15 protein-coding genes are annotated in these 14,332 nt (G+C 60.4%); 6 read left to right on the forward strand and 9 right to left on the reverse strand.

The genetic code is table 11. The features are described from left to right. Positions 1–3 precede the first annotated feature (3 nt). Positions 4–1,062 (reverse strand): biotin synthase BioB, encoded by a 1,059-nt coding sequence (gene bioB, locus ACQUTG_RS00555; protein WP_428917541.1) that lies wholly within the window; start codon positions 1,060–1,062, stop codon positions 4–6. A 41-nt stretch (positions 1,063–1,103) separates the two neighbouring features. On the opposite strand from bioB, the gene ACQUTG_RS00560 reads away from it, so the two are divergent. Beyond that, complete coding sequence (locus ACQUTG_RS00560; protein WP_428917542.1) at positions 1,104–1,847, forward strand: ComF family protein; 744 nt, start codon at positions 1,104–1,106, stop codon at positions 1,845–1,847. A gap of 17 nt (positions 1,848–1,864) precedes the next feature. Here the strand turns inward: ACQUTG_RS00560 and ACQUTG_RS00565 are convergent, their stop codons facing one another. Next, positions 1,865–2,980 carry an NAD(P)/FAD-dependent oxidoreductase gene (locus ACQUTG_RS00565; RefSeq protein ID WP_428917543.1) on the reverse strand — a complete coding sequence of 372 codons (1,116 nt, stop codon included), beginning with the start codon at positions 2,978–2,980 and terminating at the stop codon, positions 1,865–1,867. A 104-nt stretch (positions 2,981–3,084) separates the two neighbouring features. On the opposite strand from ACQUTG_RS00565, the gene ACQUTG_RS00570 reads away from it, so the two are divergent. The 5 genes from ACQUTG_RS00570 to cmoB are packed head-to-tail and all read left to right on the forward strand — an operon-like array spanning position 3,085 to position 6,692. Continuing rightward, positions 3,085–3,507, forward strand: a complete 423-nt coding sequence (locus tag ACQUTG_RS00570) for a hypothetical protein (protein WP_428917544.1) — start codon at positions 3,085–3,087, stop codon at positions 3,505–3,507. Positions 3,508–3,517: 10 nt separating this feature from the next. Beyond that, on the forward strand, positions 3,518–4,534 hold the full coding sequence (locus tag ACQUTG_RS00575) for a serine/threonine protein kinase (protein ID WP_428917545.1): 1,017 nt from the start codon (positions 3,518–3,520) through the stop codon (positions 4,532–4,534). A 32-nt stretch (positions 4,535–4,566) separates the two neighbouring features. Further along, complete coding sequence (locus ACQUTG_RS00580) at positions 4,567–4,926, forward strand: kinase (RefSeq protein WP_428917546.1); 360 nt, start codon at positions 4,567–4,569, stop codon at positions 4,924–4,926. Continuing rightward, complete coding sequence (gene cmoA / locus ACQUTG_RS00585) at positions 4,919–5,683, forward strand: carboxy-S-adenosyl-L-methionine synthase CmoA (protein WP_428917547.1); 765 nt, start codon at positions 4,919–4,921, stop codon at positions 5,681–5,683. The genes ACQUTG_RS00580 and cmoA overlap by 8 nt, the downstream gene beginning before the upstream one ends. Positions 5,684–5,699: 16 nt before the next feature. Then, complete coding sequence (cmoB, locus tag ACQUTG_RS00590) at positions 5,700–6,692, forward strand: tRNA 5-methoxyuridine(34)/uridine 5-oxyacetic acid(34) synthase CmoB (protein WP_428917548.1); 993 nt, start codon at positions 5,700–5,702, stop codon at positions 6,690–6,692. A 56-nt stretch (positions 6,693–6,748) separates the two neighbouring features. Here cmoB and ACQUTG_RS00595 read toward each other — a convergent pair whose 3' ends face one another. The 7 genes from ACQUTG_RS00595 to miaA form a co-directional block, all read right to left on the reverse strand. Beyond that, a complete protein-coding gene (locus ACQUTG_RS00595; protein ID WP_428917549.1) occupies positions 6,749–8,044 on the reverse strand; it encodes an adenylosuccinate synthase in 1,296 nt (431 codons plus the stop codon). Positions 8,045–8,058: 14 nt separating this feature from the next. Further along, entirely contained in the window at positions 8,059–9,240 is a 1,182-nt protein-coding gene (locus ACQUTG_RS00600; RefSeq protein WP_428917550.1) for an ATP phosphoribosyltransferase regulatory subunit, read from the reverse strand. 178 nt (positions 9,241–9,418) lie between these two features. Next, on the reverse strand, positions 9,419–10,297 hold the full coding sequence (gene hflC / locus ACQUTG_RS00605; protein ID WP_428917551.1) for a protease modulator HflC: 879 nt from the start codon (positions 10,295–10,297) through the stop codon (positions 9,419–9,421). Positions 10,298–10,300: 3 nt separating this feature from the next. After that, positions 10,301–11,500: an FtsH protease activity modulator HflK gene (hflK, locus tag ACQUTG_RS00610; protein WP_428917552.1), complete on the reverse strand. Its 1,200-nt coding sequence runs from the start codon at positions 11,498–11,500 to the stop codon at positions 10,301–10,303. Between the two features lie 78 nt (positions 11,501–11,578). Next, positions 11,579–12,877: a ribosome rescue GTPase HflX gene (gene hflX / locus ACQUTG_RS00615; RefSeq protein WP_428917553.1), complete on the reverse strand. Its 1,299-nt coding sequence runs from the start codon at positions 12,875–12,877 to the stop codon at positions 11,579–11,581. A 118-nt stretch (positions 12,878–12,995) separates the two neighbouring features. Continuing rightward, positions 12,996–13,247 (reverse strand): RNA chaperone Hfq, encoded by a 252-nt coding sequence (hfq, locus tag ACQUTG_RS00620; protein WP_218635049.1) that lies wholly within the window; start codon positions 13,245–13,247, stop codon positions 12,996–12,998. Between the two features lie 37 nt (positions 13,248–13,284). Continuing rightward, positions 13,285–14,322 (reverse strand): tRNA (adenosine(37)-N6)-dimethylallyltransferase MiaA, encoded by a 1,038-nt coding sequence (gene miaA, locus ACQUTG_RS00625; protein WP_428917554.1) that lies wholly within the window; start codon positions 14,320–14,322, stop codon positions 13,285–13,287. Between the last annotated feature and the right edge of the window lie 10 nt (positions 14,323–14,332).

The raw sequence follows: 14,332 nt of genomic DNA on the forward strand, positions 1-14,332 counted from the left end.
GATTCAGGCAGACTCCCGAGTAGCGTCATAAAACATATGCCGGGTCGACTCATACTCCACCGCCTCGGCAATCGCCTCTTCCTCCTGCTCCTCGGTCGCACACTGCTCCCGCTGCTCAGGCCGAATCCCAAGCTTACGGAACAACTGCATATCCGCATCCGCCTCCGGATTCGAAGTGGTCAGCAGCTTCTCGCCGTAGAAAATCGAGTTCGCCCCCGCCATGAAACACAGCGCCTGCATCTGCTCGTTCATCTGCTCACGACCGGCCGACAGCCGCACATGGGAAGCCGGCATCATGATCCGCGCCACCGCAATGATCCGGATAAACTCGAACGGATCCAGATCCTCAACGTCCTCCAACGGCGTGCCCTTCACCTTCACCAGCATATTCACCGGCACACTCTCCGGATGCTGTGGCAGGTTAGCGAGCTGAACCAGAAGACCGACCCGATCGTCTTCATCCTCGCCCATACCCATGATGCCCCCGCAGCATACCTTCATCCCTGCCTTGCGCACGTTATCCAGGGTATCCAGGCGATCCTGATAGGTACGGGTCGTGATGATGTGGTTGTAGAACTTCTCGGAGGTGTCGAGGTTGTGGTTGTAGTAATCCAGACCGGCATCCGCCAGCTCTTGCGCCTGCTCTTCCTGCAGCATGCCCAGGGTCATACAGGTTTCCAGGCCCAGGGACTTCACCTGCCTGATCATGTCCAGCACGTAGGGCATGTCCTTTTTGGTCGGACTGCGCCACGCGGCGCCCATGCAGAAGCGGGAAGCGCCCTTCTCCCGGGCAGCCTGCGCCTCGGCAACCACCTTCTCGATTTCCAGCAGCTTTTCTTTTTCCAGCCCGGTGTTGTAATGACCGCTCTGGGGGCAGTACTTGCAGTCCTCCGGGCAGGCGCCGGTCTTGATGGACAGCAGGGTACTGACCTGAACCTCATTCGGATCGAAATGCTGACGGTGCACACTCTGGGCACGGAACAGCAGGTCATTGAAAGGCAGTTCGAAAAGTGCGCGGGCTTCCTGGAGCGTCCAATCGTGACGCAGTTCATTCGCGGTCATGTTCAAGTCCTGTTAACCTTTCCCGGTCTCTGGGTTTACGGATGAAACAGATGATAATGGGACTGAACCTGCTGTCAACCTTAAAGGAGTTAAAGGTTAACAGCTCCGCAAGAGCAGGACGCTGCGTTGCCTGCCTGTCTGCCAATGCTTTCCATGGCCTTTGCGCCCCCTGCCGTGCGGATCTGCCGGTTAACCGATGGAGCTGTTTTACCTGCGGGCTACCCCTGCCCTGGGCGGCAGACAACCTGCGCTGCGGCGAATGCAGCAAGGAACCACCTCCGTTCGAGCGCGCGAGGATTCCATGGCGCTACCAGTTTCCGGTGGACGGCATGATTGGCCGCTACAAGTACCATGGCCAGCGGAAGTTCGCCCGGCCCCTGGTGGCTGACTTCGGCCAGTTCCTGGCGGACCAGCTGGCCGAGGAACCGGCCGGCATACCTGACCTGCTGGTGCCTGCGCCCATGCACCCGAAACGCCGTCGGAAACGGGGGTTCAACCAGGCCACGGACATTGCCGAACGGGTGGGACGGCAACTCGGAATTCCCGTTGGTGCCGGCCTGGTCCGGCGGGTAAAACAGGTGCAGTCCCAGCGTGAGCTGAACAGAACGCAGCGGCTGGCTAACCTGAGGGATGTTTTCGAGGTGCGGGGCACGCCTCCGGCGCGGGTCGCGGTCGTGGATGACGTTGTAACCACCGGCGCCACCGCCCGGGCCCTGGCCCTGAAACTGAAACAGGCCGGTGCACGGGAAGTGGAAATCTGGGCTCTGGCCAGGACGCCCGGCTGAGCATTGACTGCGGCCGCCTACCGGGCCAGCTTGTCCCGGACCAGCTCAGCGATGGCAAGGCAGGAGGTCAGCCCGGGAGACTCGATTCCGAACAGATTGACCAGCCCGGGAACGCCATGCTCCCCGGGCCCATCGATGCGGAAGTCGAAGAAACCTTCTTCCGGCCCCTTGAGCTTGGGGCGGATGCCGGCATAGGCAGGTTGCAGGCGCAATGCATCCAGTCCCGGCCACCACTGCCGGATACCTTCTGCGAAACGGTGGACACGCTGCGGGTCGACGGTGTAATCCTCGGTTTCAATCCACTCTACATCCGGGCCGAAACGGGCCTGGCCGGCCAGGTCCAGGGTTAAGTGAACCCCCAGCCCTCCGGCTTCTGGCACCGGGTAAATCAGGCTGTCAAACGGATGCCGGCCACTGTAGGAAAAATACACTCCCCGGGCCAACCATTGCTCCGGTCGCTGGCTATCCGGGAGCCCTTGCCAGTTTTCCGCCAGGCCCGGCGCTCCCAGCCCGGCCGCATTGACAACCTCATTGGCAAGCAGCGTGCAGGCCGAATCCCCACCCACGGTCAGGCGATGGCGCCCACGCTCAGTCACGGCCGAGAGCACCGGGGACTTCAGCACCAGCTGCCCACCGTGATCTTCCAGCTCACCGAGCAGGGACAGCATCAGACCATGGGAATCGATGATCCCGGTTTCTCGGGACCACAGTGCCGCCGCCACCCGAACATCCGGCACCCGTGCTCGGGCGTCCGCGCCGTCTACCAGCTCAAGAGGCACCCCGTTAAGTGCCGCCGCACCCTGGATCCCCGCCAGCTTCGCCTGCTGGTCCGCACGGGTTGCCACAATCCATTTGCCGCATTTCCGGTGCCCCACCTTGCGGCTGGCGCAGTAGTCATAGAGCTTCTCACGCCCGGTCACGCACAGACGGGCCTTGAGGGTGCCCTCGGGATAATAGATACCGGCATGGATCACTTCGCTGTTGCGGGAAGAAATACCCTCGCCGAACCGGCTACCGGATTCCAGGACAATCACATCCCGGCCGGCCATAGCCAGCTGCCGGGCCACGGCCAGACCGACCACGCCAGCACCGATCACCACTGTCTGAGTTTCCAGGATTTCCGATTCCGTCACCCGCAATGCCTCCCCCGATATAGCTCCGAATGCCCGGTAAACATTACCTGAACCACCATAAACGTTATACTTGCAGCCAGGAAGATTTTAACGGAGCCCCATGGATGTCGGACCGCAAACAGTTTATTGCCGTAATGGTTGTCGCTGCACTGTTCGTGGGCTGGCTGGGATGGCGCAGTTTCGAAGTCATCAGTCTTAACGAACTGCTGAAATCCGACGAAACGGTCGCCAACTACCCTTACCAGCACCGGGTGCTGCGGGTAGAGGGGGACACTGCCATCATGGGCTCGCTCCGGTCGCATTCCGTGTCCACGGAAGAGGCCCTCAGGGCGATTTTTCCGAGCATGCGGAACCTTCCGGACAACCACCGGGACTGGCAACGGGCGGAACGGCAACTGGCGCAGGTGCAGGCCCGGGCCGGCGAAATCGTCCTTGCTGACCCGGGAATCGATCATGTCCGCTGGGAACTGGACGAGAACTGGTATCATCTACTGCGCATGAAATCCAAAACCGACAAAGGCCTTTGACCACACTCCTATGCCCCATGACCCGCAACTGGCCGTATCCAGCCATCCCTACGACGCCCTCACTCCGGATGCCATCCTGGATGCCCTGGAAGAGGCGGGCTTCCCGGTCAGCGGGCGCCTGTTTGCCCTGAACAGCTACGAGAACCGGGTCTACCAGGTCGGCATCGAGGACAAGACTCCGGTGATTGCCAAGTTCTACCGTCCGGGCCGCTGGAGCGAAGCCGCCATCCGTGAAGAACACACCTTTACCCTGGAGTTGCAGGACGCAGGCATCCCCGTGGTGGCGCCGATGGTCATGTCGGGCGGGGACACTCTGGGCAAGCACGGAGACTTCCGATTTGCGGTCTTTCCCCAGCGGGGCGGCCACGCGCCCGATACCAGCGTCACCGACACGCTGTTCCGGTTGGGACAGTGGCTCGGTCAACTTCATAACATCGGGGCTCGCGAACCCTTTCATCACCGGCCCGCCTTTGCCCTGATGGAAGGCATCGAGACCAACAACCGGTTACTGATTGACGGCGACTGGATCCCCGAGGATCTGCGCCCGGCCTGGGACAGCCTGGTACCACAGCTTCTGGACCTCTGTGCCGCCCGCATCGATGATGCCGGCCCGGTGGATACCCTGCGTCTGCACGGTGACTGCCACGCTGGTAACATTCTGTGCCGGGAGGAGCAGATGCTCTTTGTCGACCTGGACGATTGCCGCTCCGGGCCGGCCATCCAGGATATGTGGCTGCTGCTGAATGGCGAAGATCACGAGCGCGGCGCCCAACTCGGGGAACTACTGGAAGGCTACGAAATGTTCCGGGACTTCAATCGCCGTGAACGCCACCTGATCGAGCCCCTGCGCTGCTACCGGCAGATCGCCCATTGTGCCTGGCTGGCCAAACGCTGGGACGACCCCGCCTTCCCCCGCTTCTTTCCCTGGTTTGCACAGCCACGGTTCTGGTCCGACCAGATCCTGTCCCTGAGGGAACAGATGGCGGCCCTACAGGCCCCGGCCATCAGCATCCCCGGCCAGTACTGACCAAAACCCATTCACTTCACAACGAGGTAGGCATGAGCCAGAGTGAAGCCCGTTACACCGTCCGTAGCCTGATTGTCACCGCCGTGGTCTCCATCGTGGGTACCATTCTGGCACTGGAGGCCTCAGGCCGAATTGACCACTCGGACAACAAGGACCATGTGCCCGTGGGCGAATTCGAGGCCATCCACGTGACACCGGATGATCCGTTCCGGATGTCGCCCAAGGCGTCGGAGTTGCACGCGGTCTGCGAGAATGGCTACCTGGCGATTGCCGCTGATGTGGATCCCTCGTTCCGGGGCATCCTGGTCGATTACAAGAACCGAGGGGTTCGTTGCCGCCGCCCGTCTCCCACCGGGCCCGCCGTCCCGGAACAGGGAGCCGCGGATGAGTAGGGAGAAAGCACCAGCCCAACCGCCGGAACAGGCCACCGACCGTCTGTTTGCCACCGAGCGAAAGCCGGAGGACTTCCGTTTCGACGCCTCGGTGGCTCGGGTCTTCCCGGACATGATTCGTCGCTCGGTACCCGGCTATACCACCATTATCCCGATGATCGAAGTGATCACCGAGCAGTACGCCCAGCCCGGCTCCAATTGCTATGACCTTGGCTGCTCCCTGGGCGCCTCCACCCTGGCCATGCGCCATGGTATTGGCGACAAGGACTGCGGGCTGTTCGGGGTGGATAACTCGGCGGCGATGATTGAACGTTGTGAGCATTACATCGCACTGGACGACTCCTCGCTTCCGGTGACCCTGCGTTGTGAAGACATTCTGGATACCGAACTGAGCAATGCCTCGGTTACCACTCTGAATTTCACCCTCCAGTTTGTGCCACCGGAACAGCGGGCAGAACTCCTTGCCCGCATCGCATCTGCGACGCGTCCCGGCGGGGTGCTGATCCTGTCCGAGAAGATCCGGTTCGAATCGGAACAGGAGCAGGAGGTCCAGACCCGCCTACACCATGAGTTCAAGCGGGCCAACGGCTATTCGGACCTGGAGATTAGCCAGAAGCGCTCGGCCATCGAACAGGTTCTGATTCCGGAGACACTTGCCAGGCACCGCGAACGCCTGTTAAGTGCCGGTTTCGACCAGGTGCTGCTGTGGTATCAGTGTTTCAATTTTGTCTCCATGCTGGCCATCAAGGCCGAATAACGACTACCGCTTACTCATGAAAACTTTCGACTGGCAACGCTATTTCAACCCGGTTCTTTCCGAACTCGATGCCCAGGGCCTGCAGGATTGGGCGGAGGCTCTTCGGGAGCAGTTCCGTCACAAATTCGAAGAGGCGCCCCACGGTGACCTGGGCCGGTGGTTGCGGGCCCTGGAAACCCTGCCCCGGTTACCGGATATTCTCGGGCAGCTGAATGCCCCGGCCGTCACCCTGGAAACCGCTCAGGCACTGACTGAAGCGGAGCAACAAAACCTGGAAGCGGGCCTGCGGGGGCTGATGCCCTGGCGTAAGGGCCCGTTCCGGTTTTTCGATACGTTTATCGACACGGAATGGCGCTCCGACTGGAAATGGGACCGGGTCGCCCCCCACCTGTCCGACCTCAAGGGCCGGCAGATCCTGGATGTAGGTTGTGGGTCCGGCTACCACTGCTGGCGCATGTATGGCGCCGGCGCCCGGCGGGTCATCGGTATCGATCCCGGCCTGCTGTTCCTGTTCCAGTTCCTGGCGGTAAAGAACTATCTGGGAGAGGTTCCGGTCGATCTGTTGCCGGTGAGAATGGAGGATCTGCCCACCAACCTGGAGATCTTCGACACCACTTTCTCCATGGGCGTGCTCTACCATCGGCGCTCGCCTCTGGATCATCTGCTGGAGCTCAAGAGCACCCTGCGCCGGGGCGGCGAACTGGTGCTGGAAACTCTGGTGGTGGACGGGCCGGAAGGCTACAGCCTGATGCCCGAGGACCGCTATGGCCAGATGCGCAACGTCTGGTTCCTGCCCAGTTGCGACACCCTGCTGCGCTGGCTGCAGCGCACCGGCTTCCGGGATGCGAGAGTGGTGGATGTCACCGAAACCACCACCGAGGAGCAGCGATCCACCGACTGGATGCGGTTCAACTCTTTGCAGAATTTTCTTGATCCGGAGGATCCTTCGAGAACGGTGGAGGGCTATCCGGGCCCGAAACGCGCCACAATCATTGCCACCAAGCCCTGAAACACAAAGCCCCGCGTAGTTGCGGGGCTTTGTGTTTACATCAGGACTCTTTTCGCCTATTCACCAAATGGATGACGCAGGGTAATCGTCTCAATCCGGTCCGGACCGGTGGAGATGATGTCGATGGGCGCCTCGATCTGTTCCTCCAGGAAGCGAATGTAGGCCTTGGCATTCTCCGGAAGCTGATCGATGCTGGTCAGGCCCACGGTGCTCTCGCTCCAGCCCGGCAGCTCCGCGTAAACCGGCTCGATGTCCTTGTAGCTGTCACAGCCGATCGGTGGACGGAAGATCTCGCCATTCGGGGTCTTGTAGCCCACGCACACCTTGACGGTTTCCAGGCCATCCAGCACGTCCAGTTTGGTCAGGCAGATACCGGACACGCTGTTGATCTGGATGGCGTGACGCAGGGCCACCGCATCAAACCAGCCACAGCGACGGGAACGACCAGTGGTGGTGCCCACCTCATTACCCTTCACCGCCAGGTGCTGGCCCATGTCGTCAAACAGCTCGGTCGGAAACGGCCCCGAACCGACACGGGTGGTGTAGGCCTTGGTAATACCCAGCACGTAATCCAGGAACAGGGGGCCAAAACCGGAACCGGTGGCGGTACCGCCAGCCGTGGTGTTGGAAGACGTCACGTACGGATAGGTACCCAGGTCAATATCCAGCAGGGAGCCCTGGGCGCCTTCGAACAGGATGTTCTCGCCACGCTTGCGATAGTCGTGCAGCAGGTCGGTCACATCCGCAGCCATGGGCAGGATTTCCTCGCCCATCTGCTTGAGTTCCTCAAGAGCGGCGTCGATGTCCTCCGCCTCTTCCTTGAAGTACTCGGTCAGCACAAAGTTGTGGTAGCTCATGATCTCCCGCAGCTTCTCCTCGAAATCTGCCGGATTGCACAGGTCGCCCAGGCGCACACCGCGACGGGATACCTTGTCCTCGTAGGCCGGGCCGATACCACGGCCGGTGGTGCCGATCTTGTCGTTACCACGGGCGCGCTCACGGGCCTGGTCGATGCGGACATGGGTGCGCAGGATGATCGGGCAGGCCAGGCTGATTTTCAGGCGCTCACGCACCGCTACGCCATTGGCTTCCAGTTCCCGGACTTCCTTGAGCAGGGCTTCCGGAGACAGGACCACACCATTGCCGATCAGGCACTGGACATCCTGGCGCAGGATACCGGAGGGAATCAGGTGCAGGGCGGTTTTCTTGCCCTCGATCACCAGTGTATGGCCGGCGTTATGGCCACCCTGGAACCGAACCACGGCAGCGACCTTGTCGGTCAGCAGGTCAACAATCTTACCCTTGCCTTCATCACCCCACTGGGTGCCCAGCACAACTACGTTCTTACCCATGATTCTCTCTCAATTCAGTCCAGCGATTCGACGACCCACTCGCCGTCCTTCTTCACCAATTGCCGGTCACACCCGCGGGTGGCAGGGTTAACACCCTCATCCTCCGGCAATGCCCGGATAACCGTTTCCGTTTTTCTCAGGTCCGAAACCGCCCCTTCCAGAGCCGGATCCTGGTCTGCCGGCGCCCAAACCGCGCCGCTCTTGAGTACTGCCCGCTCGCCCAGGGACACCAGTGCCCGGATGTCGAGACTGAAGCCGGTGGCAGGGCGGGGCCGGCCAAAGTCGCTGCCAATGGCATCGTAACGGCCGCCCTTGGCAACGGAATCCCCGTGGCCGGGCACATAGGCCGCAAACACAAGGCCGGTGTGGTAGTTGTAGCCCCGGAGCTCACAGAAATCGAAGCCGAAGCTCACTTCCGGGAAGTCCCGGGTCAGCATATTCGCCACACGGTCCAGCTTGTCGAGGGCCGCATCCAGAGAATCGGACGCGCCGCTGAGAATCTTCCGCGCTTCGACCAACGCCTCGGGGCCCCCGCTTACGCGCGCCAGCTTCCGGAGCCGGCTGCCGGCGGACCCTTCCGGGCAGTCACCCAGGAGCTCATCAAGTTCCGGTACCGATTTCCGGGCCATGGCATCGAAGATGGTTTCTTCGGTATCCCGATCGAAATCCGCCTCACCGATCAGACTCTCGTAAATCGCCACATGTGCCAGATCCAGGTGAATACGGGGCAGCCCGGCAACCCGGAGCGTTTCCAGCATCAGACTGATCACTTCCATATCCGCCGACTCGGAGGCGCTGCCAAACAACTCGCAACCGGCCTGGATTGGCGTGCGACCTGTCAGCATGTGGCGCGGTCGGGTATGCAGCACATGGCCGGCATAACACAGACGGGTAATACCTTCCTGGCCCAGGGTATGAGCATCGATTCGAGCAGCCTGTGGGGTCATGTCCGCACGAACACCCATCATCCGACCGGTAAGCTGGTCGGTCAGCTTGAAGGTCTGCAGTTCCAGGTCATGCCCGGTACCGGTAAACAGGGATTCCAGGTATTCGATCAGGGGCGGGATGACCAGCTGGTAGCCCCAGCGTTGGCAGGTATCCATTACGTCCCGGCGCAGGGATTCGATCCGTCCGGCCAGCGGCGGCAGAATGTCCTCTACCCCGTCCGGCAGTAACCAGCGATCAGATACTGTCATGAGATTCCGTTGTCTGTTATTCCCGCAACAGCCAGATGACTGCGGGGAGAGCACTCAGGATTTGCGGCGAAGTCGTGGGTCAGAAAACCCGATACAAAACCGGCCGAATTTTACACGGTTGTCGGGCACAAAAAAACCGGAATACGAAGGTATTCCGGTTTCCTGCTTCAAACCCGGCTCAGTTGGTGGCGCCCTGAGGATCCTTCAGGTACCTCAGGAAGTCGCTGTCCGAGTCGATGACCATGATGTCATCCTTGCTGGAGAATGCATTCTGATACGCCGTGATGCTGCGATAGAAGCTATAGAACTCTTCGTCCCGGCTGTAAGCATCGGCATAGATACGCGCAGCCTGGCCATCACCCTCACCGCGCAGTTCCTCGGACTTGGCAAAAGCCTCTGCCAGGATCACGGTTTGCTGGCGATCGGCATCGGCACGAATACCTTCCGCTGCCTCACGCCCGCGGGAACGGAATTCCTGGGCCAGCTTTTCACGCTCTGTTGCCATACGGCGATAAACGTTCTCACTGACCTGTTGGGGCAGTTCAATGGCCTTGACCCGGATATCCAGCACCCGGATCCCGAATTCATCAACGGACGTCTCGTTCACCTGGTCCCGCAGGGTGTGCATCAACTCATCCCGCTGACCGGAGACCACCTCGTGCATGGTGCGCACACCGAACTCGTTCCGCAGGCCGTTATCCACCCGTGAGGACAGCAGGGACTGGGCGCGGAACTCGTCACCACCGGTTGAACGGTAGAAAGTGTCCACATCGGCAATCTGCCACGCGATGTAGGAGTCCACGTCCAGAGGTTTCTTCTCGACGGTCAGGTACTGATGTGCCGGAAGGTCCGTGGTCAGCACCCGAACGTCAAACTCCCTGACCTGATCGATCACCGGCACCTTGAAGTGGATACCCGCCGGGATGTTGGTTTCAATCAGCTCACCGAAGCGCAGCAGTACGCCCCGGTGGGTTTCCGGAATGATGTAGACACTGGCCGACACCACCAGAACAACGATCAAGGCACCGGCAAGGCCGATAATACTTTTCGGACCCATTGATTATCTCCCCGTTCTGGAATTGGTGGCCTGACGATTGCGCAGTTCACGCAATACTTCGTCGGTCACTGACTGGATATCAACCTGGCCGCTCATGGAACCGGTATTACCGGAGCTGTCACGACCACTGGTCACCGTGTTGCGCTTGATCATCTGATCCAGTGGCAGGTACATCATGTTGTTGGAAGACTTGGTGTCCACAAACACTTTGCTGGTGTTGGACATTACGTTTTCCAGTGCCTGGATGTACATACGTTCACGAGTGACCCGGGGCGCATCGGAATAAACCGCCAGCAGATCCAGATAACGGGCGGTTTCACCGCGCGCGGTCTCAACAACCCGCGACTTATAGGCGTTCGCCTCCTCAATCAGACGCTGCGCCCGACCACGAGCCTCGGGAACGATCTTGTTCCGGTAAGTCTCGGCTTCTTCGATCGAGCGTTGCTCATCTTCCCGGGCACGCTGAACTTCCCGGAAGGCATCCTGGACCGGGCCAGGTGGCTGGGTGCTTTCCACGTTCACACGAACGATCCGAAGACCCGCACCATAGTCCTGCAGGAACGCCTGGAGTCGCTGCTCCACGTTGATGGCCAACTCTGCACGACCCTCGGTCAGCACGTCATCGAGGGTGGCACTACCCACCTCATGACGCAGGGCACTGTCAGTGGCAAATGCCAACGCCTGGTTGGAGTCACGCACGTTCAGCACGTAGTCCCGGGCGTTGCTGACCTGATACTGTACCTGCAGGTCGACGGTCACCAGGTTTTCGTCCTGGGTCAGCATCTGGCCCGCGGATTCGGCGCTACGTACGTTGGTTACCCGAACCTTGCGCACGTCATCAATCAGGGGCACCTTGAAGCGCAGCCCCGGATCTTCGGTACGGGAATACTCACCGAAACGAAGAACGACGGCCCGCTCCTGCTCGTCCACGGTGTAAAAGGATTGATAGACGACGTAACCGACGACCAGTATCGCCGCCAGGGCAATAATGGCACCGAAGCCTCCAGCAGTGCCGCCAGAGCCACTATCGCCGCCTCCGGACTTGCCGCCTTTGCCGCCCAACATCTTGTTGAGCTTGTCCAGGCCCTTTTTCAGAGCCTCGTCGAGGTCTGGCGGCCCCTGATCATTGCCGCCGCGACGACCACCACCGGTTCCCCAGGGATCGTTGTCGTTACGGTTTCCACCCGGTTCGTTCCAGGCCATAGTGCTCTCCGTTCCTATACTTGTCGAATGGCTGCAAATACTAGGGATTTATACTCGCCCCGGCAACCGTTTACGCTCTCAGGCATGGCTGTCTTCAAGGCGAATCTCATGTTCTTTCATGCCCGCCCGGCTCAGGAGCTGGAGCCAGTCCCGGTTCTGCAAGCGGACTTCCACCACGCTGTCACCCGTTTCCCGGTGCTCTTCACTGAGCACCGAACCGGCCTCGTGCAACAAGGCCCGCAACTTGCCGTCAGCGGGACCGAGCAGAACGAAATGGTGCACCACATCCTCGGCCAGCCGCTCAACAATGGCATCAAACAGGACATCCAGTCCTTCACCGCTGACTGCCGACACCCAGACCCGCACCGGGACCCCCTCTTCATTGCGGTCTATCCGGGGAGTGAAGCCGTCGAGCAGGTCAATCTTGTTGAACACCTGTAATACGGGAATCTCGTCCGCTCCGATCTCAGCCAGGACGCTTTCAACCTGTTCGATGTTGTCATCGCGACGGCCATCGTGACAGTCGATTATGTGCAACAGCAGGCTGGCTTCGGTGGTCTCTTCCAGAGTCGCCCGGAAGGCCTCCACCAGTTTGTGCGGCAGGTGCCGGATGAATCCGACCGTGTCCGCCAATACGACCGGCCCGATGTCCGGAAGTTCCAGCCGGCGCAATGTCGGGTCAAGGGTTGCGAACAGCTGGTTGGCCGCGTAGACGGTGGAGGTGGTCAGCCGGTTGAAGAGGGTCGACTTGCCGGCGTTGGTATACCCCACCAGAGAGACCGTTGGAATATCGGCCCGGTGCCTGGCACGGCGCCCCTGGTTCCGCTGCCTGCGAACCTTTTCCAGGCGCTTGTGGATGGACTTGATTCGCTCACGCAACAAGCGACGGTCGGTTTCGAGCTGGGTTTCACCGGGCCCCCGCAGGCCGATACCACCCTTTTGCCGCTCAAGGTGGGTCCAGCCGCGCACCAGTCGCGTGGCCATATGCTCGAGCTGGGCAAGCTCCACCTGCAGCTTGCCCTCGTGGGTCCGGGCCCGCTGGGCAAAAATATCGAGAATGACTCCGGTGCGATCCAGTACCCGGCACTTGAGCTCACGCTCGATATTGCGCTCCTGACTCGGACTCAGGGCATGATTGAACAGCACCACGTCCGCTTCCGAAGCGGCAATGGCATCACGAATCTCTTCCAGCTTGCCTTCACCCACGAACAATCGCGGGCTCGGCTGCTTGCGCGAACCGGTAATAACAGCCACCGGTTCCACGCCGGCAGAGGTCACCAGCTCCCGGAATTCTTCCAGGTCTTCGGAATCCTCATAGGCGGTAAAGTCAATGTGAACCAGAACCGCCCGTTCGCCGACATCAGGACGCTCAAACAACTTGTACAGACTCCCGGGTCATCAGAATCGACCCCTCAGAAAAACAAACACCCGCGCACCTGAAGCCGTAGAGCGGCTCTTCGGAAACGCGGGTGGCAATACCGGGGAAGCGGCTGGATCAGTCTTCAGACTCGCCCTCTCCTCCCGGGGCCTGCGGCGGAATGCGCACATTGCGGGCAGGAACCACAGTGGAAATAGCGTGCTTGTAGACCATCTGGCTGACAGTGTTTTTCAGCAAAATCACGAACTGGTCGAAAGACTCAATCTGGCCCTGTAGCTTGATACCATTGACCAGAAAGATGGAAACCGGGATGCGCTCCTTGCGCAAGGCATTGAGGTAAGGGTCTTGTAAGGAGTGCCCTTTTGACATGTGTGTTCTCCTGTTTTTAAGTAGATGCAGATCGTCGTTATTCAGGTTTTAATGTGGTGCGAAGTCCGAGTTTTTTCAAGGCTTTTGCAGCGACCATTTTATCGTCACTGTCAAGCCACCGGACATCAGACCATTTTCTCAACCAGGTGAGCTGCCGTTTTGCCAGCTGGCGGGTAGCGGCAACACCTCTGCTCACAAACTCTTCATGGTCACTGTCACCAGCCAGGTATTCCCATGCCTGCCGATAGCCGACACAGCGCATGGAGGGCAGTTCCGGATCGAGATCACCCCGGGCCATAAGCGCCCGGACTTCGTCGAGAAAACCGGCTTCCAGCATTCGGTGGAAACGCAGCTCTATTCGTTCATGAAGCACTTTCCGCTCACTCGGAGCGATTGCAAGTTGCGTTACAGTATACGGCAGAGCGCTCCCCTCGTCTGCCTGCCACCGCGTGAAATAGGTGTAATCCTCGACCCCGGCCCCCGGCGGTTGCCCCGCTGATCCGTTCTCCGCCTGCCAGAACGCCGAGATCGGTTTGCCGGTAAGGCGGACAACCTCCAACGCGCGAAGAAGGCGCTGCCGGTTATTGGGATGGATCAACCGGGCCGCCACCGGGTCCTTCTCCCGCAGCTCGTCATGGAGGGCCTGCCAGCCTCGCTCTGCCGCCTCGCGCTCCAGCCGGCCCCGCAACTCGGGATCCGCAGGCGGCAATCCGGACATGCCGTGCAGCAGGGCCTTGAAATACATCATGGTGCCGCCCACCAGCAACGGAATGCGCCCGGCCTCGGTGATTTTCTTCATTTCAGCCAGAGCGTCGCGGCGGAAGTCGGCGGCGGAATAGCTCTCCGAAGGATCACAGATATCAATCAGCCTGTGCGGCGCCCGGGCCAGCTCTTCGGCGGAGGGCTTTGCCGTGCCGATGTCCATTCCCCGGTAGATCAGGGCGGAATCGACACTGATGATGTCACACGGAAGGTGTTCACACAGGGCGATAGCCAGGTCGGTCTTGCCCGAGGCGGTTGGTCCCATCAGGAAGATGGCGGGCGGGTACTTGCCCGGGGTGCTGCTGGTTGTCATCGGAGATCCC

This window comes from Marinobacter sp. DUT-1, from assembly GCF_050379415.1.
Taxonomy (GTDB): Bacteria; Pseudomonadota; Gammaproteobacteria; order Pseudomonadales; family Oleiphilaceae; genus Marinobacter.

Bases quoted from the DNA above. Each gene is read 5' to 3' on its own strand.
- bioB (WP_428917541.1), bottom strand. From the start codon at position 1,062: ATGACCGCGAATGAACTGCGTCACGATTGGACGCTCCAGGAAGCCCGC.
- ACQUTG_RS00560 (WP_428917542.1), top strand. From the start codon at position 1,104: ATGAAACAGATGATAATGGGACTGAACCTGCTGTCAACCTTAAAGGAG.
- ACQUTG_RS00570 (WP_428917544.1), top strand. From the start codon at position 3,085: ATGTCGGACCGCAAACAGTTTATTGCCGTAATGGTTGTCGCTGCACTG.
- ACQUTG_RS00575 (WP_428917545.1), top strand. From the start codon at position 3,518: ATGCCCCATGACCCGCAACTGGCCGTATCCAGCCATCCCTACGACGCC.
- ACQUTG_RS00580 (WP_428917546.1), top strand. From the start codon at position 4,567: ATGAGCCAGAGTGAAGCCCGTTACACCGTCCGTAGCCTGATTGTCACC.
- cmoA (WP_428917547.1), top strand. From the start codon at position 4,919: ATGAGTAGGGAGAAAGCACCAGCCCAACCGCCGGAACAGGCCACCGAC.
- cmoB (WP_428917548.1), top strand. From the start codon at position 5,700: ATGAAAACTTTCGACTGGCAACGCTATTTCAACCCGGTTCTTTCCGAA.
- ACQUTG_RS00595 (WP_428917549.1), bottom strand. From the start codon at position 8,044: ATGGGTAAGAACGTAGTTGTGCTGGGCACCCAGTGGGGTGATGAAGGC.
- ACQUTG_RS00600 (WP_428917550.1), bottom strand. From the start codon at position 9,240: ATGACAGTATCTGATCGCTGGTTACTGCCGGACGGGGTAGAGGACATT.
- hflC (WP_428917551.1), bottom strand. From the start codon at position 10,297: ATGGGTCCGAAAAGTATTATCGGCCTTGCCGGTGCCTTGATCGTTGTT.
- hflK (WP_428917552.1), bottom strand. From the start codon at position 11,500: ATGGCCTGGAACGAACCGGGTGGAAACCGTAACGACAACGATCCCTGG.
- hfq (WP_218635049.1), bottom strand. From the start codon at position 13,247: ATGTCAAAAGGGCACTCCTTACAAGACCCTTACCTCAATGCCTTGCGC.
- miaA (WP_428917554.1), bottom strand. From the start codon at position 14,322: ATGACAACCAGCAGCACCCCGGGCAAGTACCCGCCCGCCATCTTCCTG.